We start from the raw sequence: 25,958 nt of genomic DNA, 5'->3' as shown, positions 1-25,958 counted from the left end.
CTAATAATGAACAAAACTTAACCTGTGGGGTGTGGCGCGCTAGGGCTGAACACCCTCCCCCGCCCGCGGACGCCGCTGGTCTTTGCGCCAAGCCCTAACCCGGTACTATCCATTCTCACGATCGCTGGCGCGCGCCAGCAGTGGCAGACGGCCAGCGCCAATGCATCCGCCGCATCCGCAGGCTTGGGCGGCTCCGTAAGCCCCAGGATACGGGTGATCATGGTCGTCATTTGCTTCTTATCCGCGCGCCCATTACCAGAAATGGCCTTTTTTACCTCTGACGGGGTGTACATATAAACCGGAATATCCCGCTCGGCGGCTGCGAGCACAAGGACTCCTACGACGTGAGCAGTCTGCATGACTGTTGAGACCTGGCCGCGTTCGAAGACGCGCTCTATGGCAACCACATCCGGCGAATAATCGTCCATCCACTCCTTGGCCGCAACAGAGAGCCGCAGGAGCCGCTCGGTCAGATCCTTATCGCTCGGGGTTCGCACCACGCCCACGGAGACGGGAAGAATTGCGCGCCCGCGGCCTGCTTGGACTACGGACAGGCCACAGCGAGTGAGCCCAGGGTCGATGCCCATCACGCGCATGCCTTCGATATTCACACCCGCCCACTCCCCGTTCCGCGGCCTCGTCGTTTCTAGTCTTAATTCCCTATTATGTCTTACACACACATGTTCTACAACACGACGTGAATGTTAGGCTGTCCCAATAAAAACACAACAAAAGCTCGGCACCGGAATCTTCGCATGCGCGAAGTGCCGCCACCGAGCTAGTGCCCCACTATGTGCAGTATTCTTACTCTGCGTTGAGTTCTGCGAGTACCTCATCGGAGAGGTCCATATTGGTATATACGTTCTGGACGTCGTCGGATTCTTCCAAGACATCGATGAGGCGGAAGATCTTCTTGGCGTCATTGGCCTCGAGGGGAACCTCGACGGAGGCACGGAAATCATTATCGGAGTCATCGACCTCAATATCGGCTTCCTTGAGGGCCTCCTTGACAGCCTGCACATCCGTGGGTGCGCAGATGATCTCAAATTTCTCGCCCTGGTCCTTGACCTCTTCGGCGCCGGCATCGAGGACCGCCATCAAGACGTCATCCTCGCTCAGCTCACCCTTTTCCACCAAGACATACCCAGTGCGGGAGAACATATAAGCAACCGAGCCAGATTCACCCAGGTTGCCGCCATTCTTGCTCATCGCGGTGCGGACATCGGTAGCCGCGCGGTTGCGGTTATCGGTCAAGCATTCAATCAGCATTGCGACACCGTTGGGGCCATAGCCCTCATACATGATGGTCTCCCAGTCAGCACCACCGGCTTCTTCACCAGAACCGCGCTTGCGGGCGCGTTCGATGTTGTCATTGGGGACGGAGGCCTTCTTGGCCTTCTTAATCATGTCATCGAGCGTTGGGTTGGCCGCAGGATCACCACCGCCGGTTCGCGCCGCCACTTCAATGTTCTTAATGAGCTTGGCAAATTCCTTGCCGCGCTTGGCGTCATTGGCAGCCTTCTTGTGCTTGGTAGTTGCCCATTTTGAGTGGCCTGACATTAAGTCCCTTTCTAATTGGGTTCTAAATCTGGTGACAATTATACGTGCCCTGCACGAACTGGGAAAAGCGCCCCCCAGGATACGCAAGCTTTTCTAGACGTTATGCCAATTGCCGTGGGCGGAACCGCTGCCTAGGTCCTCATCGAGGAACCGCGTCAAGCCCTCCTGTTTGACCAGCGCGACGAGTTCGCCCTGTTCAGTGAATAATTTACCGCGCGCGATGGCCGTGCCTTGCGACGCTGTGGGCGATACCTGCTCATAAAGCAGCCACTCATCCACGCGGAAGGGGCGGAGAAACCACACCGCATGGTCAAGGCTTGCCAACTGGATCTTCTCCCCCTGGTGCGGAATGAGCGCCGACCGAATGAGGGTCATATCGGACATATACGTCAACGCAGCGCGGTGGAATGCGGGGTCACTCCCAAGCTCGCCGGTATTGCGGAACCAAATATGGCGATATCCAGCACCGGTTACCTCCGCGGCGGCATCATCGCGGCCTTCATCAGGGACCAAACGGATATCCCAATCGGTCCACTCCTTCAAGATGATTCGGGTGGAATAGGGCGCCCCGCCACCGCGGCGAGCGGCTTCATCGGGGCTTAATACCTGCGGTGCCACATCCTGATGTTCGGGACCTGCATCACCATCGCGGTGGAAACTAGCCAGCATAATAAAGACGAGGCGGCCATCTTGGACGACCCGAACCTCGCGGCTGGCAAAGGAACGGCCATCACGCAGCCTTTCTACCTGCAACTCCAGCGGGTTTTTCGTATCACCTGGGCCAACGAAATAGCCATGGAGGGAATGCACCTGCTTATCCTCCACCGTCCTTTGCGCCGCGGTAAGGGCCTGCGCTGCAACTTGGCCACCGAAGGTGCGTTCAATCTGCGAGGGAATCGCCGGGCCAGCAAAGACATCCGCATCTTGGGTGCTTTCTAACGCCAAAACCTCAGAAATGGTGCCCACAGTCATCCTTTCTTGTGCGCCTACTATGCGCTACATCACGTAAGTCTTCGTCTGTCTTGCCACCTTACTCCCCGGGGCAGCCCAACCCGGATGACGAGGAACCTGATTCGAACTACGCAACGGCCAAAATATTCCCTACAATCTTTTGGGTGAAAAGATTCGCGACAGTTCCTGCGGTATGGGTGGGGTGGGCTCTCGCCCGCTTGATATTGGTCTATTTTTTGAAGCTCGACCACAGCGCACGCGGCGATGTTGCCTATTATTTCGCCGGCCTTTTTGGCACCGATCCCACGCAGATGACCGAGTATCCTCACGCGGGCACGTGGCCCACCATCATCTTAAGCTGGTTCACCGGTGGAGACCGCGGCGTATTCTATATCGGCTTTACCATCATGACGCTGCTTGTCGATGCCGCCTTCCTCGCCCTCCTACTTCGCCACCACGAACGCAATAAGCGCGTTTTTCTCGCCGGCTGGTTCTGGGTCTTTTTTGGCACGGCTGCAGGACACGTCTTTGTGTGGCGCCTCGATATTTTTCCTGCCGTCGCCGTCGCAGGTGCCGCAGCGCTGCTTATTTCTCATCCCAAGACAGGCGCCGCCCTATTAGGCTTCGCTACCACCATGAAGCTCTGGCCAGGCGTCCTCGCAGCTGGACTGGTAGGGCGTTTTAATAGTTCTAATTCCTGGCTGCGATTGGCGTCCTTTTTCGGCTCCGTTGCTGCTCTTTCGGCGTTGACAGTTTTTACCTCCGGTATGGACCGACTTCTTTCCCCACTGAATTATCAGGGGGTGCGCGGGCTCCAACTCGAATCCGTTCCGGCGACATACTTGCTATTGCAGGCACACCTCACACCGGGTAAATGGCGTTTAGGTTATGCTCCGTCAAAGAGCTTCGAGATTTCTGGCCCGGGCGTCGATGCCGCCATCATGTGGAGCACCATCGCGACGGCCGGGATGCTGGTCTTCGCCCTGAGCTGGGCGCTATACCGCTTCTTCGCCGGAGGCTGGACCTCGCGAACGACGGTCGCCTTTTTCACCCTCATGGTGCTTCTACTCATAGCCACCAATAAAGTATTTTCGCCCCAGTACATCATTTGGCTCGGACCCCTATTCGCGGTGGTCGTACGCCAACAGCTCCCCGCCGGGTTTGTGCCCATCAAAATCTGTCAGGGTTTCCTCGCTGTATGCGCAGTTGCAGCGGCCGCGCTCGGCACCTACATCTACCCTTTCCACTATGACTACGTGTGGAAGTATGTAGGCGAAAACCTGACTCCGGTCTACGTGCTCGTCGCCCGCAACGTGCTCATCCTCGTCATGGTCTTCATCGCGCTCATTTGGTTCATCCTTGAGATAAGCCTGTCGCGCCGCATAGAAAAGGCCATCGTGGCAGCAAGCGACCCGGAGCAAGCCCAAGAAGCCGCCGCAGAGGCCGCGCCCTCACCAGATACCGGGCGAATCAATGTGCCGGGCTCCGACACCGCCGACGCGGACGCCTCCGAGCCTGACGCGAGCACCGATGACACTAGGGAGGTAACGCGCGGCTAAATTTTCAATCCGCCAGCATGTAGTCGAAGTACTCGGGCAATTTAGCGGTTCCGCCGAGGTGGAAAAAACGCACCGCTGGGCGCAGGCGCAGCGCGCGCGTATCGCTGACCGCCTCGTTATAAAAGCGATGCGCCAACTGGATGCGGCCTTCTGCATCCGCCAAGGCGGCCGGGCGCTGGCCTACCGGAAAATCGCGCACGATGGCCGCCGAAAGCTCGCGTTCTACCATGGTGCGGGCTTGAAAATGCCCATGCGAAAGCTCCGTGGATTCGGCCTTTTGCGCCAAGGCGGCAAGATCTGGGGACACAGCCGCAGTTACCGCTGCCCGGCGGTCCAGCGCCGCCTGCAGCTGCGCCAGCGCAGCGTCGGTTCGGATGTGCAGGAAGTTTAACCGCTGCGCGGTGAAAATGGCCCACGATCCCACAAGAATGAGAATAAGCAGCACGATGGTTATTTCTATCGCCATCATCGCTTCACCCTCACCTTCGTGCCATCTTGCACCGTTTCATAAACTTGCATGACCGCCGCGGCAACATGGTCCCAGTCATACATCTGGGCGCGTTGGACGCCATTGCGCACCAGGTGCCGCCGGTAATCGGCATCATCCAGGACCTGGTTGAGCACGCGTGCCAAGTCAGAGGCATCGCCAGTGCGGAAGAGCGCTCCCGCTGGCTCTTCCGATTCTGCGTTGCAGACCGCCTGGAACGCCTCCAAATCCGAAGCCACGACGGCCGCACCGGCGGCCATTGCCTCTACCAGCACGATGCCAAAGCTTTCCCCGCCCGTATTGGGCGCCACGTAAACATCGGCCCGGCCCAAGATCTGTGCCTTTTCTGCATCGCTAACGCGCCCAACAAAATCCACGCCCTCGACCTCGCGGGCGCGGCCGCCGCCCATAATGGTCACGCGGATATTCTTGTTGACCTGGTGCAATGCGGCTAAAAGGATATCCAGGCCCTTCCGCGGCTCATCGAGGCGGCCGAGGAAGACGACCTCGAGTGGGGCATCGGCAAGCGCGGGCTGGCTTTTCTTGCGCGCAAGCGCATAGACGGAGGTATCGACGCCGTTGGGAATCAGGACAGGATCGCCACCCAATTGCTCCACCTGCCAGCGCCGCGCCATATCCGATACCGCAATGCCACCGCGAATCTTTTCCAAAAAGGGTACGAGCAGCGGCTTTGCCAAGGTAAGAATGAGGGAATTGGCCGCCGAGGCGTGGTACGTCGCCACCATGGGGCCGTGTGCCACGGCCAAGGCGGTCATGGAAAAGCTCGGGGAATTGGGCTCGTGGATATGCAAAACGTCAAAATCGCCGTCCCGAATGAAGCGCTTGACCTTGCGCGTTACCTTCGGCCCCACCGACAGGCGCGCAACCGAACCGTTATACGCAATCGGGAAGGCAGGGCCGCCCTTGACCACGAAATCCGGCAGCGGTGTGGACTTCGCGGCGGGCCCAAGGACCTGAACAAAGTGGCCCTGTTCTATGAAAACGGTGGCCAGGTCAAGGATATGGGCCTGCACGCCACCGGGTTCATCAAAAGAATACGGGCAAATGATACCGATGCGCATTAACGGGAACGTTCCTTTCGCGCTTGCCGGCGCCGCTCCACATCCTCGTTCCATTGCGGCTGCAGCATGTGCCAGTCTGCGGGGTGGCGCCGAATGTTGGCCGCAAACCCATCCGCCATGCGCTGGGTGGTCTCCTGCACATCGGTGACCTCTACTTCTGGAGACACCGACAACCCCCAGCCATCGCCTTCAAACCAGGAGTGCACCACGTGGAGCGCTGCGCCGGTTTCAATGGCTAGCTGTGCGGGACCTGCCGCCATATTGGCTTCCTCGCCCATGAAATCTACCGTGACGCCGCTGCGGGTGATATCGCGTTCTGCCAATAGGCACACTACCCCTCCCTCCTCAAGGGCCTCCTTCAGCCGCGCAAAGGGAGGGACCGCCCCACCGGTAAGCGGCAGGACCTCAAAGCCTAATTCCTCGCGGTAATCCACGAAGGCATCAAAAAGCACCTCCGGCTTCAACCGCTCTGCCACGGTGGTAAATTGCCCGTAATGGCCCACCAAGAAAACCCCGGCCATATCCCAGTTGCCGGAGTGCGGCAGCGCCAAGATGACGCCGCGGCCAGACTGCGCCGAGGCATCAAAGTGCTCGAGCCCTTCCAAGCCCTTCATGAGGCGCTCGTGCAGCTGGGGATCCGCATGAATCGCGGGAAGGCGAAACGCCTCCATCCAATAGCGCATATAGGAGCGCATGGAATCGCGCACCAGCTGACGGGTGACGTTTTCTGCCCCCACCACGCGGGTGAGGTTTCTTCGCAGGCCATCCATGCCGCGCCCGCGGTCGCTCGCGAAATCCGCTACCCACCGGAAGATGGTGCGCGCTACCGGGTCGGGCAACCGGCGAACTACCTTCCAGCCCGCCAAATACCCGGCCGCTGCTACATCTTCTTTATCCCACATGGTGCCGGATCCTCCAGAAAAGTTAGTGCGCAAACCACGAACTAGCCGGAACGATAGCCCCTGCTGCGCCCATGTTCGCTTGATTTACATCTCGGCGTCTTGGCGCGCTGCAATGGCAATGCGCTGGTACACGGTAAAGATTGAGCCTACCGCCAAGATCCACAGCGATACCGCCGCAGCATACTCTACGCCCAAGCCCTCCAGGCCGATTCCGCCTAACGCGAGGATGAGGCGTTCTGGGCGCTCAATCAGTCCGCCCACCATGGTGAAACCAGAGGCCTCTCCCCTAGCCTTGATATAGGAAATGACCTGGGAGCAGACCAAGGTTATGAGGCAGGCCGCCACGGTCCATTTGGACGCGTCTGCGGTATACACCAGCCACCAGACGATGGCGCAGAATAACGCGCCATCGGTAATGCGGTCACAGCTTGCATCCAGCGTGGCGCCGAAAGCGCTCGATTTACCGGTCAGCCGCGCCATCGTGCCATCGAGCATGTCAAAGGCGGCAAAGAGGCCGGATAATACGGCGGCTATAAAGAGGTGGCCGGTAGGAATGAGGATCACCGAAATGGCGATGGTCACAATAGTGCCCACAACCGTGACCACGTTGGGAGTCAATCCCAATTTTAAAAAGGTCTTGGCTATAGGTTCCACCACCACGGCGGCGGGCTTTCGCCCATGCACGCTAAGCACGCGAGTCCTCCTCTTCCATGTCACGCCAACCCTCTGCCAGGACACGACGGGTGTCTTGCAGTAGTTGCGGTAATACCTTAGTCCCATCGAGGACAGTCATAAAGTTACTATCCCCGGGCCACCTTGGCACCACATGCAAATGCAGGTGGTCTCCCACCGAGCCGCCGGACGCGCGCCCCAGGTTAAAGCCCACGTTAATGGCCTCTGGGCGTGACACGCGCTTGAGCACCCGCACCGCCTTTTGGGCAAAGGCCATGAGCTCGTGGGATTCTTCCTCGGTGAGGTTTTCCAGCTCGGATTCCTTGCGGTACGGCACCACCATGAGGTGGCCGGCATTATAGGGAAACAAGTTGAGCAGCGCATATACCGTTTCACCGCGCGCGATGATAAGCCCATCCTCATCGCTGCCCTTCGGGGCTTCCACAAAGGGATCTTCGGACCGCTGCGCAATATAGGCCATCCGGTACGGCGCCCACAGTCGCTCCAACCGGTCCGGCTCACCGGCACCGGTATCGACGAATGTTTCCTCGCTTTGGCCCTTCTGCGGATTAGCGCCGGGCACGAATGAGCTCTTCTGTCGGCTGCTCGTTGGTGCGCTCTGCCACCCAGGTGGTAATGAGCTCAACGGCTTCATCAACTGGCACGCCGTTGACCTGCGTGCCATCCAAGAAGCGGAAGGAGACCGCACCGGCTTCCACGTCGCGGGCGCCGGCGACCAGCATGAAGGGAACCTTGCCCGTCGTGTGGTTGCGGATCTTCTTCTGCATGCGGTCATCGGAGGTATCTACATCCGCGCGAATGCCCTTGCGGCGCAGCTTGGCGGCGACGTCCTCCAGATGCGGGACGAAGTCATCCGCCACGGGAATGCCCATGACCTGATGCGGTGCCAACCACGCTGGGAATGCGCCCGCGTAGTGCTCAAGAAGCACTCCGAAGAAGCGCTCGATGGAGCCGAAGAGGGCCCGGTGGATCATGATCGGGCGCTTCTTCGTGCCATCGGATGCGGTATATTCCAGCTCGAAGCGCTCGGGCAGGTTGAAGTCCAGCTGCACCGTGGACATCTGCCAGGTGCGGCCGATGGCATCGCGGGCTTGGACGGAGATCTTCGGCCCGTAGAACGCGGCACCCTCAGGGTCAGGAACGAGCTCGAGCCCGGACTTTTCTGCCACGGACTGCAAGATGGCGGTCGAACGCTCCCAAATCTCATCGGAGCCGACGAACTTATTGGGATCCTTGGTGGAAAGCTCCAGATAGAAATCGGACAGGCCGTAATCCTCAAGCAGCGAGATGATGAAGTCCAGGACCTGGGTGAGTTCTTCTTCCAACTGCTCTTCGGTGCAGTAAATGTGGGCATCGTCCTGGGTAAAGCCGCGCGCACGCGTCAGGCCATGCACCACGCCGGACTTTTCGTAGCGGTAGACCGTGCCGAATTCAAACAGGCGCAACGGCAGCTCGCGGTAAGAACGGCCGCGGGATGCAAAGATCAGGTTGTGCATCGGGCAGTTCATCGGCTTGGCATAGTAGTCCTGCGGCTCCTTGACGGTATTTCCCTCGGCGTCGTACTCGCCATCGAGCTGCATCGGCGGGAACATGCCATCGGAGTAGAAATCAAGGTGGCCGGATTTACGGAAGAGGTCGCCCTTTGTGATGTGCGGGGTATTGACAAAGGAGTATCCCGCCTGCACGTGGCGGTTGCGGGAGTGGTTTTCCATCTCCATGCGCACGGTCGCGCCATTGGGGTGGAATACGGGGAAACCGGAACCGATTTCATCCGGGAAGGAGAAGAGATCCAGTTCTTGGCCCAAGCGGCGGTGGTCGCGCTTTTCTGCCTCTTCCACCATGGTCTGGTAGGCAGCCAGTGCATCCTTGGACTCAAAGGCGGTGCCGTAGATTCGCTGCAGGCCGGCGTTGGCCTGATCGCCGCGCCAGTAGGCGGCAGACGAGCGAGTCAGGGCAAAGGCCGGAATGTATTTCGTGGTGGGAACGTGCGGGCCGCGGCACAGGTCGAACCATTCCACCTCATTGGTGCGCGGGTTCACATTGTCATAGTGCGTCAGATCGCCAGCGCCCACCTCGGCGGCCTCGTCGGAGTCCGGGTCCACATTGCCCTTGTCCTGGATAAGCTCCAGCTTGAAGGGCTCATCCTGCAAGGCCTGTTCCGCCTCTGCCGTGGAGGCATAGGTGTGGCGCTCGAAGCGCTGGCCGCCCTTGATGATCTTCTTCATCCGTTTTTCCAGGTTCTTGAGATCCTCCGGGGTGAAGGGCTCGGCGGTCTGGAAATCGAAGTAGAAGCCGTTCTCAATGGACGGGCCAATGCCCAGCTTGGTGCCGGGGAACTCGGCCTGCACGGCCTGGGCCATGACGTGGGCGCAGGAGTGGCGAATGACGGCGCGGCCATCTTCCTCACAGGCGGCTACCGGGACAAATGTCGATTCCTCATCCGGGGTATGCGAAAGGTCATACAAGGTACCGTCCACGCCGCGGACTACCACGACCGCCTCTGGGCCCTTATTGGGCAGGTTCAGCTCGCGGAGGGCCGCACCAACCGCTTGCCCGGCTGGCACGGTGAAGGATTCGTAATTTACCGGTGCTGCGGGAATAAGTTCCGCCATATTCGCGCTCCTTTTTGCGCTCACGCAGATACGGCATACCTGGCCGCATCCACTAGTTAAATTTACGGATCGTCATTCTACAGGCCAGCATGCGTGCAAAGCGATTCCGCCCACCACGTTTCTTTGCCATCGCTGCCTTTAGTTCCCGGAGGGCAGAAATACATCGCCGAACCGATGTGGGTAAGCCACTCATTCAACAGGTCCGCCTCATCAAGGCGCGCCTGGATGGGTTCGAATTGCTTGGTGGGATCCTGCTGGTAACAGATGAAAATCTGGCCAATATTGGATAGTTGGCCATCCTTGTCATCCGGCGGCAGCTCGTAATTATAGGGGCGGCGCAAGATCTTTTGCTCCGGGTGGTCCTTGGGCGCAGTCGCGCGCGCCATGTGGGAGTTCTTATCAATGACGGGCAGGCCATACTCATCCGTGGCCTTAAAGTCCGCCTCATCGAATTCCTTATCACCCGTAAGCGGTGCCCCATTTTCCAGCTTGCGCCCCACCGCATTTTCGCGGGAGGAGCGGTCCAGCTTTTCCCAGGTATCGAGGTTCATGCGGATGCGGCGCACCACCATGGCCGCACCACCCTGCTGCCACTTCGGGCCATCCTCGATCCAGACCTGCTCCGCGAATTGTTCATCGCCGCGCGGGTTTACGGTGCCATCTTTTTGGCCAAACATATTGCGCGCGGTCGCACCCTTTTCGTGGCTGCCGTAGGCGTTGATAAAGCCCTGCTGCAGCCAGCTAACTTCGGCATAGTGCTCGCCTGAGCGCACCATGTGCCGGAGCGCATAAGTATTCATCAGCGGGTCATCGCTGCAGATTTGCAGGACGATGTCAGTTTGGCCCCACTTGTCTTCTAATTGGTCGCGGGAATAGGCACGGACATCGCCAAGCCACTCCGGCTTATCCACGCCCAGCAGGGAGAAAATGCGCTCGCCCAGCCCACACGTAATGGTGAGGTTCGCAGGCTGGCGCACCATTTCCGGTTCCAAGGTCCCCAACGGCGGCTGGCCCGTGCACAGCGCTCGCGCGTCCTCAGTCCACAGCTTCATCAGCCGGGCAAAGCCCTGCTTGCCGATGCCCTCTTTAAGATCAAAGCCCACCAAGTTCAGGTGCGCTTGCTCCGGCGTGTCAATGCCGGCCTGGTGTGGGCCGTCGAAAGCCACGGTGGCATCGGCAAGCGGGGGCTGCTCCTCCGCTTGAGCGTGTGGTGTTGATTTATCCGAGTTGCATCCCACCAGCGCAATGGCGCTGGTAGACACTGCAGCGCCGGTGAGAAATCCCCTTCTGCTGAATCCCGTCATAATTAGTGCTTGTGGTTTTCTTTCTCGTCGTCCTTGCTGGAGTGGTCGTGGCCAGAGTGATCGTGACCGGAGTGGTCATGGCCGGCGTGATCGGAGTGATCGTGGCCCGCGTGACCGTGGTCCATGCCCTCCATGTCGCCGTAGTCCTCATCGCCAGCGCCCATGGTGCGGGCCTGGATGGTGCCCAGGTCAAGCTCCTCGCCGTCAGACAGGGTGACCGTCATCTCGAGGGAATCACCAGGCATGATGCCCTCCTTCATGCCCATCAGCATGAAGTGGTCGCCGCCAGGAGCAAGCTCGTGGCTCTCGCCGGCCTTGACAACCAAGGGGCTGGACTTTTCGCGCATCTGGCCATCGACGGTCTCGTGAATCTGGTTCATCTCTGCGTCCAGGCTCGTGGAGAAACCGGCGATCTCGATGTCTTTATCCGAGTGGTTGACCAACGTACCGAAGATGGCGGTCATATCCTTGTCTTCGTTGGCGCGGACAACGGCGTCCTCGAAGGTCAGGTCCTTATCCGCTGCCGCAGTGGATTCGCTGGCTTCTGCAGTCGAAGATGCAGCTGAAGTCGAGTCCGAGTTGCTGGAATCGTTCTCGTTATCTGGGGAGCAACCGGCAAGAACCACGGCACTGAGGGATACGCCGGCAATCAGGCGGGAAATTTTCTTCGTCATTATTTGTGACCTTTCGAGTCGTTTCGACGGGTTTTTGCGATCAACAAAGCCAGAACGGCCGCTATGGCCAGCACACCGCCCACTCCCAGGATGATTTTCACCGAGGTGGGCATATCGCTCGAAGAATCTGCAGCTCCATCTGCATCTGCAGCGTCGGTGGAGGAAGCGTCATCGCTATCCCCACCTGTGACCGTAAATGAGACCCCACCGCGCGTGGCGTGTCCATCCGAGGAGGTGATGTTGTAACCCACCTGGTAGTTACCTGGGCCGGGATCGACATCATCTGGAGTCGTGATCGTCAGATCGCGTTCATCTAGCTCCGGCTCCTGGCTAAAGATCTGTTCCCCAGTGTCCTTATTGGTTACCGCAAAGGTGTTGAACTGGTCCTTTGGAATGCCGGAGAACTCCAAGGTGATTTCCTCAGGAAACTCCTCGAGCTGGTCGCCCTCCTTCACAGTTCCGCCCACGACGGAATCGTGCGCCAGTGCTACGGGTGCGGATCCGCCGACGATAAGCGCGGTAGCTCCCACTGCCACTGCCGTGCGGCGCAACCAAGGTACGCGATGGCTCATTTTCAGCTCCTTCAGTTCTGAATTTTGCGTGTGCATGCAAAGACATCCTAATCCCACCGAATGGCTTGGTGACAATCGTGGTCATCAGTGTGTCTCTTCAATAGTCGGTAACAGTATCTCTATAGTTCCGCACCGAAGCGAAAAAGTCTGCGATCTCCATCACTTCAGAAGAGTGGGGTGTGCCAGATACAAAAAAGCCGCCTTGCTAACAAGGCGGCTTGAATGGAGCGGATGACGAGACTCGAACTCGCGACCCTCACCTTGGCAAGGTGATGCGCTACCAACTGCGCTACATCCGCATGCGAAACCAGGCCCGGTTTCTAGGACAAAGTCCTTGTGCGCGATACTGGGATTGAACCAGTGACCTCTTCCGTGTCAGGGAAGCGCTCTCCCACTGAGCTAATCGCGCCCAATGCCCAAAGAGGCATTAAGTTGAGGTGGAAACGGGAATCGAACCCGTGTGCACGGTTTTGCAGACCGTTGCCTCACCACTCGGCCATTCCACCGTGGCGATACCGCCTCACACAATACAGTGCTGGAGCGGATGACGAGACTCGAACTCGCGACCCTCACCTTGGCAAGGTGATGCGCTACCAACTGCGCTACATCCGCATGCGAAACCAGGCCCGGTTTCTAGGACAAAGTCCTTGTGCGCGATACTGGGATTGAACCAGTGACCTCTTCCGTGTCAGGGAAGCGCTCTCCCACTGAGCTAATCGCGCGCTATTCATTTAGTTCCACTTTCCTCGGTGGCATAATACCCTCTAGAAAAGTGTGGAGCGGATGACGAGACTCGAACTCGCGACCCTCACCTTGGCAAGGTGATGCGCTACCAACTGCGCTACATCCGCATCGCGCCGCAGTGCTTCATGCTTTGCGGTGCGTAAACAAACATTATCGTGCTCCCTGCCAGTTTCCAAATCCCCAGCCCAGCACACCTATTGCGCGGCGTAAATCACTCACTTATCGGCGCTGTGAATTGCAGAGGTGTCATTTAACCCGCGCGTCAGCCTTACTAGGCCTTTCATCTTTAACCCCCATCTTCCACGCCCTCCATCCAGCCAATTAGGAAAATGGAACGCACCGGGTGTAAATTTATCCCCCGCAAGGTCCTATAGCTCAGTGGGAGAGCGTTCCGTTCACACCGGAAAGGTCACTGGTTCAATCCCAGTTAGGACCACCACCGCCCACTTAAGCTTAATTTTCTTCGCTTAGGTGGGCTTTCCCATTCAAGTGGGCTTTTTGTCTTATCTGAGTAAAGTGTCCACTCGTGTTGTGGATACTTTTGGGAATTCTTGCTGGTCTGGTCTTACCGATACAAACGCTGGTCAATACCCGCCTTCGCGCCTCCACCGGTACCCCGTTTTCCTCCTCGATGATTTCCTTCGCCGTGGGAACGGTCACCCTGCTTATCGTGGCCACGGCCATTACCGGCGGGGATTACGGCATTGCGCAGGCTTTTGATGAACCACTCTGGATTTGGTTCGGCGGTTTGCTGGGAGTTGTGGCTCTGACCGGAAATATTCTTCTCTTTCCACACTTAGGCGCGGTACAGACTGTGGTCTTACCCATTGCTGGGCAAGTCATCATGGGCCTTATAGTTGACCACTTCGGACTCTTCGAGTCCCCTCAATCTTCCCTCACGGCAGTGCGCGCCATCGGTGCCATTATCGTGCTTGTCGGCGTGATTGCAGTGGTAGCTACCCCGAGCGCGGCAACAAGTAGTGAGGATTCCGCGACCGCCCTGTGGCTCTGGCGGCTTGCCGGGTTTATCTTTGGCTGTTTTACCGCCAGCCAATCCGCTATCAACGGACATCTGGGCCAGGTCACGGGCTCTCCGGTCAGCGCTGCGCTGGTATCTTTCGCCGTCGGCGTTACCGCCCTGGTCATCGTCAATATCGTGTTGCGTTGGCGCCCCCGCATCGAGCGCCCAGAAGGAAAACCCAACCCGTGGTGGATGTGGATAGGCGGTGTATTGGGCGCGCTTTTCATCTTCGGCAACGCCGCCCTCGTTCCGCAGATTGGTACTGGCCTCACCGTCGTCGCCGGCCTGCTTGGCTCGATGTTGGGCTCGCTCATCATTGACCGCGTAAGCGGCGCCCCCATTAAATCCCGCCAGGTCCTTGGCATTGCCCTCCTCTTAACCGGTGTTGTACTCATTCGGCTGGTGTAATTAACGGGACCCTTCAGGCTCGCACAACCATTACACTGGCAGGACATGGACATAGCTTCGCTTTTAGGGCCCGAGCCCACTGACCTACCCGCCCTCCGGGCCAATATGGTTTCTACCCTCACCGGGTCTGCCACCATCAACGACCTTTCTGAGGCCATGGGCAATGACACCGATGGAAAGCTTTTCCAGGCCCTGCGTGGCTGGGCGGACGTTGTTTTTGTGGGTGGGCAAACGGTCAGGTCAGAAGATTATTCGGGAGTAGAGCAACACTCTCCCGATTCGCCTCCCGCCCCCATTGCCGTACCCACGCAAAGCTTGAAGTTTGATCCGAACTCGAAATTCTTAACCTACTTCACCACCGCCCCGATCTTCCTTGTCCCCCACGCGGCGCTGCAGAACCCGGAGGTCTCCACAAGGCAAGGCCCCCTTGAGGCGGCAGGCGCAGAGGTAATCGATGCAGGTGAAGGCACCATGCAGGACTATCTCCGCGTATTGCGGGAGCGTGGATTTCAACGCATCCTCTGCGAGGGTGGGCCAGGAATGCTCGGCCAGCTGGTGCATGTCGATGCCATCGACCAGATGTATCTCACCTTGGATCCCCACCTGTCCACCGGCGTGGAAAAGCCCGTGGCTACCTTTCATGGCACGCACTCCCACCGCCGAATGCACCTAGAAAATATTGCTGCAGATACTGATAGCACGGTGTTTCTGCGATACTCGCGCGCGTCTGAACCCGTAGACTAAAAGGTCGTGTCTGCTCGAATAAACGCCGCCGCATGGCCTATTGCCGTTCTCCTCGTCATTCAGCGCGTTTTCATCGTCGCGCGCAATGGGACGCTGACTGATGATTTCACGACGGTCTATAGCGCGCTAAGGCGCATGGTTGACGGTATTCCGGTGTATGAGCAGGCCTATAACCATGTGGATCCGTTGTATCTCTACACCCCGGGCGCCACGCTCTTCTTATCGCCTTTAGCGTGGCTCGATTTCGGCCCAGCGCGCGGCCTTTTCATCGTGGTCAACGCGGTTGCCATTATCGCCGCACTGGCGCTACTGACCCACGTGGTAGGTAGAAAGCTCACCTCACCGATCTTTCCGGTCTCAATTGCTTTAGCCTTCGCCACGGAATCTGTCACCAATACTTTGGCGTTTACCAATATCAACGGTGTGCTCTTATTTTGCATGGCGTTTTTCCTGTGGGCTTTTATAGAAGCAGAACGCACCCCGCAGCTCGCGTGGGTTTCCGGTATAGCCATTGGGCTAGCCATTTTGATTAAGCCCCAATTCGCGCCCCTCCTCTTCTTACCCCTAGTCAAACTGCAGTGGCGCAACCTCCTCGCGGGGCTGGGGATTCCGGTGGTGCTTAACGTCCTCGCGTGGCCGCTGGTGCCCGGTGCAAGCGGTTACCTGGACAAGCTTGTGCCCTATCTGTCCACGACCCGCGATTATGCCAATTCCTCCTGGGCGGGATTACGCGCCTATGTGGAATTTAGCCCCGTCCTCTACTGGGTGGTGTGGATAATCTTTGCCGCTTTGGTCGGCTGCGCGGTGCTTGGGCTACTGCGGTGGCGACAATCCGAACCGGTGTTTTGGGCGCTGACGACGAGTGGCGCGATTATGGTGGGGATCTTCTTCTTGTCCTCGCTAGGACAGCAATATTATTCAATGTGGCTATTCCCGCTAATATTCACCGTGGTCCTGCCGCGCTCCGTCTTTCACTCAGTGGGCGCATGGGTGGCCGCGTTCCTGTTCTTGGCGCCTGTGTCGTGGACGTCGCACGCGCACCCGGATGCTGGGCGGTGGATGAACTTCTTCTCCGGCACCGTGGGGTGGAGCCTGCTCATCGTCATCACCTTCGCCTGCGTTGCCGGATGGTGGCGTGCCACGCAAATAAAGGATTAAACTTAAAGTCATGACTGATTTTAAGCTCATTGCTGATGCCGACTGGCAAAAGCGCCTTAGCCCCGAAGAATATTACGTATTGCGCGAAGCTGGCACGGAGCCACCGCACGTGGGCAAATACACCGACACCACCACGGAAGGTGTCTACTCCTGCAAGGCCTGCGGCGAGGAGCTATTCCGTTCCACCGAGAAGTTTGATTCCCACTGCGGTTGGCCGTCCTTCTTCTCCCCGCTAGCCGGTGACAAGATTATCGAGCGAGAAGATAACTCCCTGGGCATGCGCCGCATCGAGGTTCTGTGCGCCAACTGCGAGTCCCACTTGGGTCACGTTTTCGAAGGCGAAGGCTACGATACCCCGACCGACCTGCGCTACTGCATCAACTCAATTTCCTTGAACTTGGAAGAAAAGCCCGTCGAGGAAAACTAGGATTTCACTACTCCGCGCAGTGAGATGAAATGACAGCGCTGGGAGCACCTATAAAGGCTGCCCCCAGCGCTGTTTTGTATCAAGACTTAAGGCAGAACCTTGATGAGTTCCGCGATGTCTTTTACGCGGCGTCCGGTGTGGAAAGGAATTTCCTCGCGAACGTGGTGGCGGGCTTCGGTATAGCGCATCTTGTACATCAGGTCCACGATGCGGTGCAGCTCGTCGGCCTCGAAGGCTAGCACCCACTCGTAGTCACCGAGCGCGAATGCCGGCACCGTATTGGCGCGCACGTCGGGGTAGTCGCGTGCCTGCATGCCGTGTTCCATCAGGATGCGGCGACGCTTTTCTTCTTCCATCGTGTACCAGTCATACGAACGCACGAATGGGTAGACGGAAATCCACTCCTTGGGCTCTTCCCCCATGATGAAGGAAGGCAGGTGGGATTTATTGAACTCGGCCGGCCGGTGCAAGGCGTTTCCAATCCAGGTCACCTCGCTTACCTGGCCCAAAGTGGTCTCTCGGCGGAAATCGCCAAAGGCCTTTTGGATATCGGAAAATTCCTCGGCGTGCCACCAGATCATGAAGTCTGCGGAATCGCGCATCGCGGTCAGATCGTAGACGCCGCGAACGGTGACCTTATTGTCCTTTTCTAGCTCCGCAAAGAATTCTTGGGCTTGGGAGATGATCTCCTCGCGCTCGGTGCCCAGGCCGCCTGGGATCACCTTAAAAACGGCGTGTTGGGAGTACTGCTGTACCTCGTTGAGTTCCTTGAAATCGAGCTTCGCCATTGCCTTCTCCTTTGCAGAAGCTTATTCGAATATTCGGACAAATCCATCATAAGTTGGAGTTACACCGATTGTCATCCCTCTCCCCTGTGTGCCTCCCACTATCGGCGCGCCTCCGCCAGCTCAAGGTAGCGAAACTATAGCTTTATCAAGGTGAGTAATTCCGAATCGACCACGCCCAGCGCCGGTAAGAATGCCGGAGGCAACTCCGGAGATGGCGCAACCTTTACCTCCCTACGCCGCAACGATGAGGCACAAGAGCCGACGACGCCACCGGCTTTTACTCAGGCGGTAGAGTCCATGCACGCGGCCACTCTTCGCCCTGAGATTAGCCTCGGGTCCATTCGCCCACCGCAGCGGCTAGCCCCCTTTAGCCACGCCATTGGCCTCGAGGTGGGCACGGAAGAGGAGCCCGATATAATTGCCACCGATTCAGAGGGCGATGCCTTCGGACGCCTCATCCTCCTCCATGACCCGGGTGCAGAAGAGGCCTGGGAGGGCGCTATGCGCTTGGTGGCGTATATCCAGGCCGATATGGATGATTCGGTTGCAGGAGATCCGCTGCTGCCGGACGTCGCCTGGCAGTGGCTCAATGAAGGCTTAGAAAAAGAGGGTGCAGAGCTTACCAACCTCGGCGGCACCGTCACCTCCACCGCCTCGGTCCGCTTCGGGGAGATCGGCGGTCCCCCGCGCGCTTATCAGATTGAAATGCGCGCTTCGTGGACAGCGGAGGGACTAGATTTAGCACCGCACGTGCAGGCCTTTGCACAAGTATTAGCCAACGTCGCGGGCCTGCCGCCTGAAGGCGTTACTGAGCTCGGCCGCTAAGATGGTGGAATTTCGGGAGCGTCCGAAAGAGGGTATTCCGAAGGTTTTATCCACCCCGGCGGAATTTGCCGAGGCCGCCGCGCGGTTGCAGGCGGGTACCGGGGCCTTTGCCATCGATACCGAGCGCGCCTCAGGCTACCGATATGATGACCGCGCCTTTCTCATCCAGATACGTCGGCGCGGCGCTGGGACGATGCTCTTCGCCCCAGAAGGCCACCGCGCGGAGTTAACCCAGGCGCTGGCCCCAGTGCTCAATGGGCAGCACTGGATCATTCACGCCGCCCCCTCGGATATCCCCTCTCTTGGGTGGTTGGGGCTTTTCCCCGGCACCATCTTCGATACGGAATTAGCCGCCCGGTTTGCCGGCTTTCACCGCACCAACTTGGGCGCCATTATCGCGGAGCTTTTCGATGTCCAGCTGGAGAAAGGCCACGGCGACGATGACTGGTCCATCCCGCGGTTGAGTGAAGAAATGCGCGCTTATGCCGCGCTCGATGTCGAGCTCCTGCTGGAACTAGCCACGACGCTGCGCGATATCTTGGCTGAACAAGAAAAGCTGGAGTGGATGCTGGAGGAGTGCGCGGCGATCGTCGCCAAGCATGCACACGACACCGCCCCGCAGCCAGGCTCTTGGCGCGATATCAAGGGAGTATCGAGCTTAAAGAATGGGAAGCAGCGCGCCGCGGCTCAGTCTTTGTGGAAACTGCGCGATGATATTAGCCGGCGAACCGATACCGCGCCGGGGCGCGTGCTGCCCAATAAGGTACTGGTAGAGATAGCCCGGATCCAGCCCAGCACGCAGCCGCAGCTCACCCGCATCAAGGGGTTTCCGCGGCGGAGCAAAGGCGTCGCGCACCGCTGGTTGCTGGCCGTGCAGCAGTCCCAGAATATTCCACCGCGCGGGCGCCCGGGCCCGCTTCATGAGGAAAGAACCGTTCCTTCAAAATCGGTGTGGTCCAGGGAGTATCCAGAACTGTGGGAGGAGTATCAGCAGATCCGCGCCGCCGTTGGGAATATCGCCGAAGAACTCGGGTTGCCATCGGAGCTGCTGCTTCGCCCCGCTATCCTCCGCGCCACCGTGTGGGCGGCCATTGGCGGGAGCGGAACCATCAGCCAGCCAGGCGACGTGCCCGCCTTCCTAGAGCACGAAGGCGCGCGGTCGTGGCAGGTGAACCTCGTTGCACCAGCGTTGATCGCGAGCCTATTTTCCCAGCCGCATTAAGCGGTCAGGTTTTCTACCCACTCGGTAATCGATGCAGAAATGAGCTCTGGGCTTAGGCCGAACTCTTCCAATACCTCGCCGCGGGAGCCGTGCTTGGGGAAATACCCAGGAACGCCGAGGCGGCGGACTGGGGTATCCACCTCGGCCGCGCCAAGAGCCTCAGCAATCATGGACCCGATGCCGCCGCGAATGAGGCCGTCTTCTACCGTCACCACCAGATCGTGATCTGCCGCCATAGCGATAACGGAACTAGCCACCGGGGCGACCCACCGTGGGTCAATAACCGTGACGTTAAGACCCTGCTTCTCCAGCTCTTGCGCTGCCTTGATGCTGCGCGCGGACATCGCACCGATAGAAACGATGAGGACCTCGGGGATATCTTCGCCCGCGTCGGCCTCGCCGTAGTAGAGGATATCGACGCCATCGGCAAGCGTATCCACGGCTTCCATATCGGGCAGCAAGTTTCCCTTGGGGAACCGGACAACCGAGGGCCCAGAATCAATGTCCAGCGACTCGTGGAAGAGCTCGCGCAGGCGCGCACCATCGCGCGGGGCGGCGATGTGCATACCTGGGACGATGCTCATTAAGGACATATCCCAAATGCCGTTGTGGGAGGCGCCATCAGAGCCCGTCACACCGGCGCGGTCGAGCACGATGGTCACCGGCAGCTTGAGCAAGGCAATATCCATGATGACTTGATCCACGGCCCGGTTGAGGAACGTGGAATACACAGCCACCACGGGGTGCATCCCACCCAAAGCCAAACCGGAGGCAGAGGCCATCGCATGCTGCTCGGCGATGCCCACGTCAAAGAACCGATCCGGGAAGCGCTCCTGGAAGGGGGCCAGCCCCGTAGGACCCGCCATGGCTGCGGTGATTGCAACGATGTCATCGCGCTTTTCCGCCGCCGCAATCAATTCTTCAGAAAATGCGGCCGTCCACCCCGGCTGCTTGGTGCCCTTGGCAACGCCGGTCACTGGGTCGATAGCGCCCGTCGAGTGCATCTGATCCTTCGGCTCATTGACCGCAGGCGCGAACCCGTGGCCTTTTTCCGTGACCACATGCACGATGATGGGGCCCTCATAATCGCGGGCATAGGAAAGCGCATGCACCAAACCATCGATGTCATGGCCGTAAATGGGACCAATGTATTTAATGCCCAGCTCAGGGAAAATCTCCGTGGGCAAGACGGTGGACTTGACGCCTTCCTTCATGGCGTGGAGTGCATCAAAGGCACGCTCGCCTACCCACCCCATGGACTTCAGGCGGCGCTTGCCCTGCTCCATGAGCTCGTCGTAGCCATGCTGGGAACGAATGCGCCCCAGGTTTTCAGAAATGCCGCCAATGGTGGGCGAATAGCTGCGCCCGTTGTCATTGACCACGATGACCGCATTGCGCTTTTTATCTTCAGAGATATTATTGAGCGCTTCCCAGCACATGCCGCCGGTAAGCGCGCCATCGCCGACAATGCCAATGACATTGCGGTGGCCTTCCCCGCGGATCTTGAAAGCCTTAGAGAGGCCATCCACGGTCGATAGCGAGGCGGAAGCATGCGAGGATTCCGTCCAGTCATGCTCGGACTCACCGCGGTCCGTATAACCGGACAGGCCGCCCTTTTGGCGCAGGGTATCGAATTGGGCCGTGCGGCCAGTGAGCATCTTGTGCACATAAGACTGGTGGGAGGTATCAAAGATGATGGGCTCGCGCGGGGAATCAAAGACCCGGTGCAGCGCAATAGTCAATTCCACCACGCCCAAATTGGGCCCCAAGTGCCCACCCGTCACCGAAACCTTATCGATGAGGCGCTGGCGAATATCCGCCGCAAGTTCCTCCAACTTTTCTGTAGGCAGTGCCTTCAGGTCTTGCGGCGAGTTAATGGTATCCAAGATAGTCATGGAGCGGCCTTCAACTCCTTCTGTGCTTAGTTCTTCCTATCCACCGTACCCGTGGTCCGTATTTTCTTTTATATCGGCTTAGTAATTCAGGCGGGGTATTTTCGCATTAAACGGCATCCTGCACCGGTTTATCCGCCGCCTCATCTGGGGTAATAAGAGCAATAACCTCAAAGTGATGGGTGCCGGGAAAGGCATTGACCAGCGCCATTTTCTCAGGCTTGTACCCAGCGCTTTGCCACAGGGACAGATCGCGGGCGAAGGTCGCTGGATCACATCCCACATGCACCACGGCCTGGGGCTTTGCCTCCGCCACGGCGCGGATCACCTGCTCGCCCGCCCCGGTTCGCGGGGGATCAAGCACCACGGCACCTGGTTGGGGCAATTGCGCGGCAACCTGTTCTACCTTGGCGGATTTCACCGCAATATCAATATCGCGCAACCCCGGTTGCGTAGACGCCGTTGCAGCAGGCGAATAGTCCACGGAAATGACTTTCCCGCCGGTGGCTTCTGACAACGCGGGCGCGAATAGCCCGACGCCGCCGTACAAATCCCAGGCGATCTTCTGCTGATAATCCCGGCCGGCTAGCCACTGCCCTGCCACAGCGCTATAAATCTCCGGCGCCGCCACATGCGCTTGCCAAAAGGCCGTGGCGGGGAAGGAAAACTCGCGGCCACTGACGTGTTCAACCACCGTGCCAGAACCCTCGATAACCTCACGAATGGTCTCCACGCGCCTGCCTCGCGGGGCCTTGCGCGTTTCCACCACATGCCGGTTACCAGAGCCATCAAGAACCGCGACGATTTCGGCCCCAGGGGTAAAACGCCGCGCGCCATCCCCAACCAAACCATCAATTAAGCCATCTGCTAATTGGCTACAGCCGACGGAAGTGACCAGCTCATTCGAGCGGTACTTCCGCAATCCGGCGCGGCCTTGCTTGTCGACGCCCAACCGGACCCTCGTTCGCCAACCCCGTACCGGCGGCAAATCGTGTTGCTCAATGGTGAGGGACCCAAGCCCCTCAATGCCGCTGCGGCGCAGCTGTTCGCGGAGAACGTCCATCTTAATGGCTGGTTCCGCTGCGGGATCCAACTCAGCAAAATCACAGCACCCGGCGCCTAGCTCCGCGGCGGGACAGCTACTGGGTACGCGCAGTTGCCCTGCGGTGACGATGCTATCGAGTTCGCCTTTGATAAAAGACTTTTTCACCTTACCGGCGGTTGCGCGAACCGTGTCACCAGGAAAAGCCCGGGGAACGAAGACGACGCGCCCATCTGGGGCATGGCCTATGCCGAGTCCACCATGGGCCATGCGGTCAATGGTGACCTCTACGGTGTCCCCGCGAGATACTGCGGACTCATTCATTTTCTGCCTCGAGCTCTTCTGTACTGCGATCTGAATTTGTGGCAAGTGCGGCATTTTCTGCCTCTTCTACCGCGGCGTCCGCACGGCGCACCATCCACACGGTTAATGCGGTTACCAACAACGTCAAGGGCCAGCCCATGACGATCCTGGTAATTCCCAATGCGGTAGTCTCGCCGGCGTCATAAATCGCGCGCTGGATGATAAACCGCGCTAAGAAGATAACGGCCCAGCCGGCGGTGGCGATGGAATAGGCCCTCCGCGCAAGCTTTACCTTCTGCCAGGCCATATCATCGCCGTTCAAGCCCTTCCAGATAACGCCTACGGCCGGCCACCGGAAAAGGATGGAGAGCGCTGCGGCGATAAACAAGGCCAGTGACATCCAAATGCCGTATAAAAAGTAGCCTTTGGCATCGCCGGTAAACCAGGCGATGGCGGCGCAAATGGCCACGCCGATAAGTCCAGATATGGCCGGCTGAATGGTCTGTTTGCGAACGATGCGCCAGATGGCGATCACTACCGCCACGCCCAGCGCGGAGATGAGCGCTGGGGTGAGGCCATAGAGGCTGTTGACCGGAATAAGGACGACGATGGGCAACGTGGCCGCGACGAGGCCGGGAAGGCCTCCCATTTGTTCCAACAGAGTTGGCTCAGTATCGCGGTCCTGGTCGTCGCTTAGCTGAGGAGCCTGCGGCTCCGGCAAAGAGTTACTCACGTAGCGTTCTGCTTTACTTACTTATCGGTATCGGGGTTAGACCCCTTGTCTTTGTCATGTGCGGGAGATTCATTGTCCCCCTCGGGTGGCTGCGCGCCCAAATCGCGCAGTTGCTTTTCCGCCTCCGCCTCAGCTGCGGGATCGGGGCCGCCTACCCCGTTTTCTGGGTGGCCTTGAGCCGGCTGACCCTGGGTATTTGCGCCGGATTGTTCCTGCTGGCGCTTTTCCATGGCTTGTTTAACCTGCTCCACCAGCTGCTTTGGCATGATGACCGGCAGTGCATTGCCCGCCAAAATGGGATCCTCACCGCGGTAGACAAAGGTACGCGATGTGACGTCGCGCGCGATCTGCGCCAAATCTTCTTCAAGTCCGGTGGGTGCTGCAAGAGTTAAGCGCAGCATCCACCGCGGGCCCTCGGCGCCAATAACGCGGAGTTGGCCGCTGTCATTTTTACCGACGATTTCCAGCCCCCAAGGGCCTTGCTCGGTGGTAACGGAAAGCCCATCGCGGCTCATGCCTTCCTTGATTTCTTCCACGGATTCTGCCCACTGACCAGGCTTGCGTGGAGCTGCGAAGGCAACGGGAGTAATACGGCCAGCCTTGGTGACAATGTGCAGCATCTTCGGGCCTTGTTCACCCATTTCCACCTGGACCTGGGAGTCCTTTGGCAGCGGAATGCGCATCGAACCAAGGTCAAGGATGCCAATGGAGGAATCAGAAAAGTCAAAGTCTTCGATATTGACGGAATCGCCATCGAAGGGCCCGGTTTCGCCGTTCACGGCATCGTGGGCAAACTCCGTTGGCACCTGTCCCGATGCTGCGGCGGCATCGGCAGCCGTATCTTTTACGGATTCAAAAGAATTCGAGTCAGCCGAAGCCGATCCTGCGGAATCAGCAGCAGGCTCTTGCGACTGCGACTGCTGAGAGTTCTCCGGCTCTTCCTTTCGGCCGTCATCGTTTTTCTTTTTTCCAAATGGCCAAATGCCCATTTTTAATCCTTCCTATACCCCGGTTGATCCGTAGCCGCCGGTACCGCGGTCGGTCTCATCCAAGTCTTCTACTTCGCTAAAATCCATTAGTTCTACACGCTGTACCACGAGTTGAGCGATGCGCATGCCGCGCTCTATCTCGATCGGGGTGTGGGGATCGTGGTTAATCAGGCACACCTTGATCTCCCCGCGGTAGTCAGCATCCACGGTACCCGGCGTATTGACAATGGACAGCCCGTGTTTAGCTGCTAGGCCGGACCGCGGATGGATTAATCCCACGGTGCCGAGCGGTAAGGCCATGGCGATACCGGTGCCGACAAGGGCGCGTTCGCCAGGCTGGAGAGTAAGCGCCTCGGCGGCGTAGAGATCGGCGCCGGCGTCGCCCCGATGCGCCCGAAATGGCATCGGGAGCCCTTTATCGAGGCGCTTAATTTTTACGTCTCCTACTGGCGTTTGTTCCTGCGGTAGCGAATTCGAATCAGTCACTTAGCCAATCCTACCTGCCCCAGTCGGTTCATTCTGTGCCTGGAGTGGACTAGAATGCCTAAGCGTGTCTGATATTTCTGCTCCTCAACCCGCTGCCCCGAAAGTGTTGTATCGCGAACGCCAGTGGGTGCCGTGGTACTTCTGGATTTTTGCAGCAATCGTTGTGGCTTTAACCTCAGCCACGGCCGGACTTAACCGCTCTGTGTGGTGGACCGTCATTCCCGCAGTCCTGCTAGGCGCCATCGCTATCTGGGTCCTCATCACGTGGTCTGGGACCGTTGTGCAGGTAGAACAAGATGAAGATGGAACGCGGTGGTTGCTCGTCAAGGATGCACAGTTGCCCAATGAGGTTGTCTCTCGTTCGATTACCGTTCCAAAGTCTGCGCGCCATAACGCACTGGGCCCGCAATTCGATCCGGCCGCATTCCTGGTCTCCCATGCGTGGATTGACGAGCACGCCATGATGGTCCTCAATGATCCGGAGGATGACACCCCATATTGGCTCATTGCCTCGAAAGATCCAGACCAACTGCTCCGCGCCTTCCTGCCGGAGCAGCACGCAAAAGGTTCGTAGATTCTAGGGAATCGCTGCTTTTTAGAAGGCGTCACCTGTGAGAGTGCCGTTGGTGTTTTCGTTGCTACTGCATCCCCCGAGCAAGCCCGAAAGATAGAATTAAAAAAGAATTTCGGTCGCACCTTACGCGGGTTCTTGTACTGTCTGTGAACAGTTGGACTAGGAGGAGATCTCAATGGGTTTCGGAGGAGCTCTACGCAGAACTC

26 protein-coding genes and 7 tRNA genes are annotated in these 25,958 nt (G+C 58.6%); 9 read left to right on the top strand and 24 right to left on the bottom strand.

All coding sequences use genetic code 11. The features are described 5' to 3' along the window. Positions 1 to 17 precede the first annotated feature (17 nt). From ruvC to QP908_RS01085, 3 genes are all read right to left on the bottom strand, one after another. On the bottom strand, positions 18 to 611 hold the full coding sequence (gene ruvC, locus QP908_RS01095; RefSeq protein ID WP_284771475.1) for a crossover junction endodeoxyribonuclease RuvC: 594 nt from the start codon (positions 609 to 611) through the stop codon (positions 18 to 20). Positions 612 to 804: 193 nt separating this feature from the next. Then, the gene (locus QP908_RS01090; RefSeq protein ID WP_023022595.1) at positions 805 to 1,560 is read right to left on the bottom strand and encodes a YebC/PmpR family DNA-binding transcriptional regulator; all 756 of its coding nucleotides are present in this window, start codon (positions 1,558 to 1,560) and stop codon (positions 805 to 807) included. A 93-nt stretch (positions 1,561 to 1,653) separates the two neighbouring features. Continuing rightward, complete coding sequence (locus QP908_RS01085; protein WP_239268278.1) at positions 1,654 to 2,532, bottom strand: acyl-CoA thioesterase; 879 nt, start codon at positions 2,530 to 2,532, stop codon at positions 1,654 to 1,656. A gap of 143 nt (positions 2,533 to 2,675) precedes the next feature. On the opposite strand from QP908_RS01085, the gene QP908_RS01080 reads away from it, so the two are divergent. Beyond that, positions 2,676 to 4,070: a DUF2029 domain-containing protein gene (locus QP908_RS01080; protein WP_239268280.1), complete on the top strand. Its 1,395-nt coding sequence runs from the start codon at positions 2,676 to 2,678 to the stop codon at positions 4,068 to 4,070. A gap of 4 nt (positions 4,071 to 4,074) precedes the next feature. On the opposite strand, the gene QP908_RS01075 is transcribed toward QP908_RS01080, so the two are convergent. The 15 genes from QP908_RS01075 to QP908_RS01005 form a co-directional block, all read right to left on the bottom strand. Further along, entirely contained in the window at positions 4,075 to 4,536 is a 462-nt protein-coding gene (locus tag QP908_RS01075) for a hypothetical protein (protein ID WP_239268307.1), read from the bottom strand. Further along, positions 4,536 to 5,639 (bottom strand): glycosyltransferase family 4 protein, encoded by a 1,104-nt coding sequence (locus QP908_RS01070; protein WP_284771474.1) that lies wholly within the window; start codon positions 5,637 to 5,639, stop codon positions 4,536 to 4,538. Before QP908_RS01070 ends, QP908_RS01075 begins: the two co-directional genes overlap by 1 nt. Beyond that, positions 5,639 to 6,541, bottom strand: a complete 903-nt coding sequence (locus tag QP908_RS01065) for a phosphatidylinositol mannoside acyltransferase (RefSeq protein ID WP_239268284.1) — start codon at positions 6,539 to 6,541, stop codon at positions 5,639 to 5,641. Before QP908_RS01065 ends, QP908_RS01070 begins: the two co-directional genes overlap by 1 nt. An 84-nt stretch (positions 6,542 to 6,625) precedes the next feature. Then, positions 6,626 to 7,234 carry a phosphatidylinositol phosphate synthase gene (gene pgsA, locus QP908_RS01060; RefSeq protein WP_239268287.1) on the bottom strand — a complete coding sequence of 203 codons (609 nt, stop codon included), beginning with the start codon at positions 7,232 to 7,234 and terminating at the stop codon, positions 6,626 to 6,628. Beyond that, a complete protein-coding gene (locus QP908_RS01055) occupies positions 7,227 to 7,796 on the bottom strand; it encodes an HIT family protein (RefSeq protein WP_005283324.1) in 570 nt (189 codons plus the stop codon). The genes pgsA and QP908_RS01055 overlap by 8 nt, the downstream gene beginning before the upstream one ends. Next, positions 7,783 to 9,846: a threonine--tRNA ligase gene (thrS, locus tag QP908_RS01050; RefSeq protein ID WP_239275209.1), complete on the bottom strand. Its 2,064-nt coding sequence runs from the start codon at positions 9,844 to 9,846 to the stop codon at positions 7,783 to 7,785. Before thrS ends, QP908_RS01055 begins: the two co-directional genes overlap by 14 nt. Positions 9,847 to 9,923: 77 nt before the next feature. Then, positions 9,924 to 11,150, bottom strand: a complete 1,227-nt coding sequence (locus QP908_RS01045) for a Dyp-type peroxidase (RefSeq protein WP_239268293.1) — start codon at positions 11,148 to 11,150, stop codon at positions 9,924 to 9,926. A gap of 2 nt (positions 11,151 to 11,152) precedes the next feature. Continuing rightward, positions 11,153 to 11,824, bottom strand: a complete 672-nt coding sequence (locus tag QP908_RS01040; RefSeq protein WP_239268296.1) for a copper chaperone PCu(A)C — start codon at positions 11,822 to 11,824, stop codon at positions 11,153 to 11,155. Further along, positions 11,824 to 12,396, bottom strand: a complete 573-nt coding sequence (locus QP908_RS01035) for a copper resistance CopC family protein (RefSeq protein ID WP_239268297.1) — start codon at positions 12,394 to 12,396, stop codon at positions 11,824 to 11,826. Before QP908_RS01035 ends, QP908_RS01040 begins: the two co-directional genes overlap by 1 nt. Before the next feature lie 223 nt (positions 12,397 to 12,619). Next, a tRNA-Gly gene (locus tag QP908_RS01030) sits at positions 12,620 to 12,695 on the bottom strand. A 38-nt stretch (positions 12,696 to 12,733) separates the two neighbouring features. After that, positions 12,734 to 12,805 (bottom strand) — tRNA-Val (locus QP908_RS01025). A gap of 26 nt (positions 12,806 to 12,831) precedes the next feature. Continuing rightward, positions 12,832 to 12,902, bottom strand: a tRNA-Cys gene (locus QP908_RS01020). Positions 12,903 to 12,932: 30 nt separating this feature from the next. After that, positions 12,933 to 13,008, bottom strand: a tRNA-Gly gene (locus tag QP908_RS01015). Between the two features lie 38 nt (positions 13,009 to 13,046). Continuing rightward, positions 13,047 to 13,118, bottom strand: a tRNA-Val gene (locus QP908_RS01010). A gap of 53 nt (positions 13,119 to 13,171) precedes the next feature. Further along, positions 13,172 to 13,247 (bottom strand) — tRNA-Gly (locus QP908_RS01005). Positions 13,248 to 13,504: 257 nt separating this feature from the next. On the opposite strand from QP908_RS01005, the gene QP908_RS01000 reads away from it, so the two are divergent. The 5 genes from QP908_RS01000 (at position 13,505) to msrB (ending at position 16,898) form a co-directional block, all read left to right on the top strand. Then, a tRNA-Val gene (locus QP908_RS01000) sits at positions 13,505 to 13,579 on the top strand. 87 nt (positions 13,580 to 13,666) lie between these two features. After that, positions 13,667 to 14,569: a DMT family transporter gene (locus QP908_RS00995; RefSeq protein ID WP_239269816.1), complete on the top strand. Its 903-nt coding sequence runs from the start codon at positions 13,667 to 13,669 to the stop codon at positions 14,567 to 14,569. 45 nt (positions 14,570 to 14,614) lie between these two features. Further along, complete coding sequence (locus QP908_RS00990; protein WP_284771473.1) at positions 14,615 to 15,313, top strand: pyrimidine reductase family protein; 699 nt, start codon at positions 14,615 to 14,617, stop codon at positions 15,311 to 15,313. 6 nt (positions 15,314 to 15,319) lie between these two features. Continuing rightward, on the top strand, positions 15,320 to 16,471 hold the full coding sequence (locus QP908_RS00985) for a glycosyltransferase family 87 protein (RefSeq protein ID WP_284771472.1): 1,152 nt from the start codon (positions 15,320 to 15,322) through the stop codon (positions 16,469 to 16,471). Positions 16,472 to 16,481: 10 nt separating this feature from the next. After that, entirely contained in the window at positions 16,482 to 16,898 is a 417-nt protein-coding gene (gene msrB / locus QP908_RS00980) for a peptide-methionine (R)-S-oxide reductase MsrB (RefSeq protein ID WP_005278963.1), read from the top strand. An 86-nt stretch (positions 16,899 to 16,984) separates the two neighbouring features. Here msrB and hemQ read toward each other — a convergent pair whose 3' ends face one another. Beyond that, positions 16,985 to 17,686 carry a hydrogen peroxide-dependent heme synthase gene (hemQ, locus tag QP908_RS00975; RefSeq protein WP_284771471.1) on the bottom strand — a complete coding sequence of 234 codons (702 nt, stop codon included), beginning with the start codon at positions 17,684 to 17,686 and terminating at the stop codon, positions 16,985 to 16,987. 150 nt (positions 17,687 to 17,836) lie between these two features. Between hemQ and QP908_RS00970 the strand changes: the two genes are divergently transcribed. Continuing rightward, positions 17,837 to 18,511, top strand: a complete 675-nt coding sequence (locus QP908_RS00970) for a DUF3000 domain-containing protein (RefSeq protein WP_284771470.1) — start codon at positions 17,837 to 17,839, stop codon at positions 18,509 to 18,511. 1 nt (position 18,512) lies between these two features. Then, a complete protein-coding gene (locus tag QP908_RS00965; RefSeq protein ID WP_284771469.1) occupies positions 18,513 to 19,733 on the top strand; it encodes an HRDC domain-containing protein in 1,221 nt (406 codons plus the stop codon). Here the strand turns inward: QP908_RS00965 and dxs are convergent. From dxs to dut, 5 genes are all read right to left on the bottom strand, one after another. Then, entirely contained in the window at positions 19,730 to 21,628 is a 1,899-nt protein-coding gene (dxs, locus tag QP908_RS00960) for a 1-deoxy-D-xylulose-5-phosphate synthase (RefSeq protein ID WP_284771468.1), read from the bottom strand. The genes QP908_RS00965 and dxs overlap by 4 nt on opposite strands. 106 nt (positions 21,629 to 21,734) lie before the next feature. Continuing rightward, complete coding sequence (locus tag QP908_RS00955) at positions 21,735 to 22,991, bottom strand: class I SAM-dependent RNA methyltransferase (RefSeq protein WP_284771467.1); 1,257 nt, start codon at positions 22,989 to 22,991, stop codon at positions 21,735 to 21,737. After that, on the bottom strand, positions 22,984 to 23,691 hold the full coding sequence (locus QP908_RS00950) for a DUF3159 domain-containing protein (RefSeq protein WP_284771498.1): 708 nt from the start codon (positions 23,689 to 23,691) through the stop codon (positions 22,984 to 22,986). Before QP908_RS00950 ends, QP908_RS00955 begins: the two co-directional genes overlap by 8 nt. Positions 23,692 to 23,720: 29 nt before the next feature. Beyond that, positions 23,721 to 24,692, bottom strand: a complete 972-nt coding sequence (locus QP908_RS00945; RefSeq protein WP_284771466.1) for a DUF3710 domain-containing protein — start codon at positions 24,690 to 24,692, stop codon at positions 23,721 to 23,723. 12 nt (positions 24,693 to 24,704) lie between these two features. Continuing rightward, positions 24,705 to 25,178: a dUTP diphosphatase gene (gene dut / locus QP908_RS00940; RefSeq protein WP_023022645.1), complete on the bottom strand. Its 474-nt coding sequence runs from the start codon at positions 25,176 to 25,178 to the stop codon at positions 24,705 to 24,707. Positions 25,179 to 25,281: 103 nt separating this feature from the next. Between dut and QP908_RS00935 the strand changes: the two genes are divergently transcribed. Continuing rightward, positions 25,282 to 25,752 carry a DUF3093 domain-containing protein gene (locus QP908_RS00935; RefSeq protein ID WP_284771497.1) on the top strand — a complete coding sequence of 157 codons (471 nt, stop codon included), beginning with the start codon at positions 25,282 to 25,284 and terminating at the stop codon, positions 25,750 to 25,752. Positions 25,753 to 25,958: the final 206 nt, after the last annotated feature.

Source organism: Corynebacterium sp. MSK204 (genome assembly GCF_030229885.1).
Lineage (GTDB): Bacteria > Actinomycetota > Actinomycetes > Mycobacteriales > Mycobacteriaceae > Corynebacterium.
This window is presented reverse-complemented; position numbering and strand designations above follow the sequence as displayed.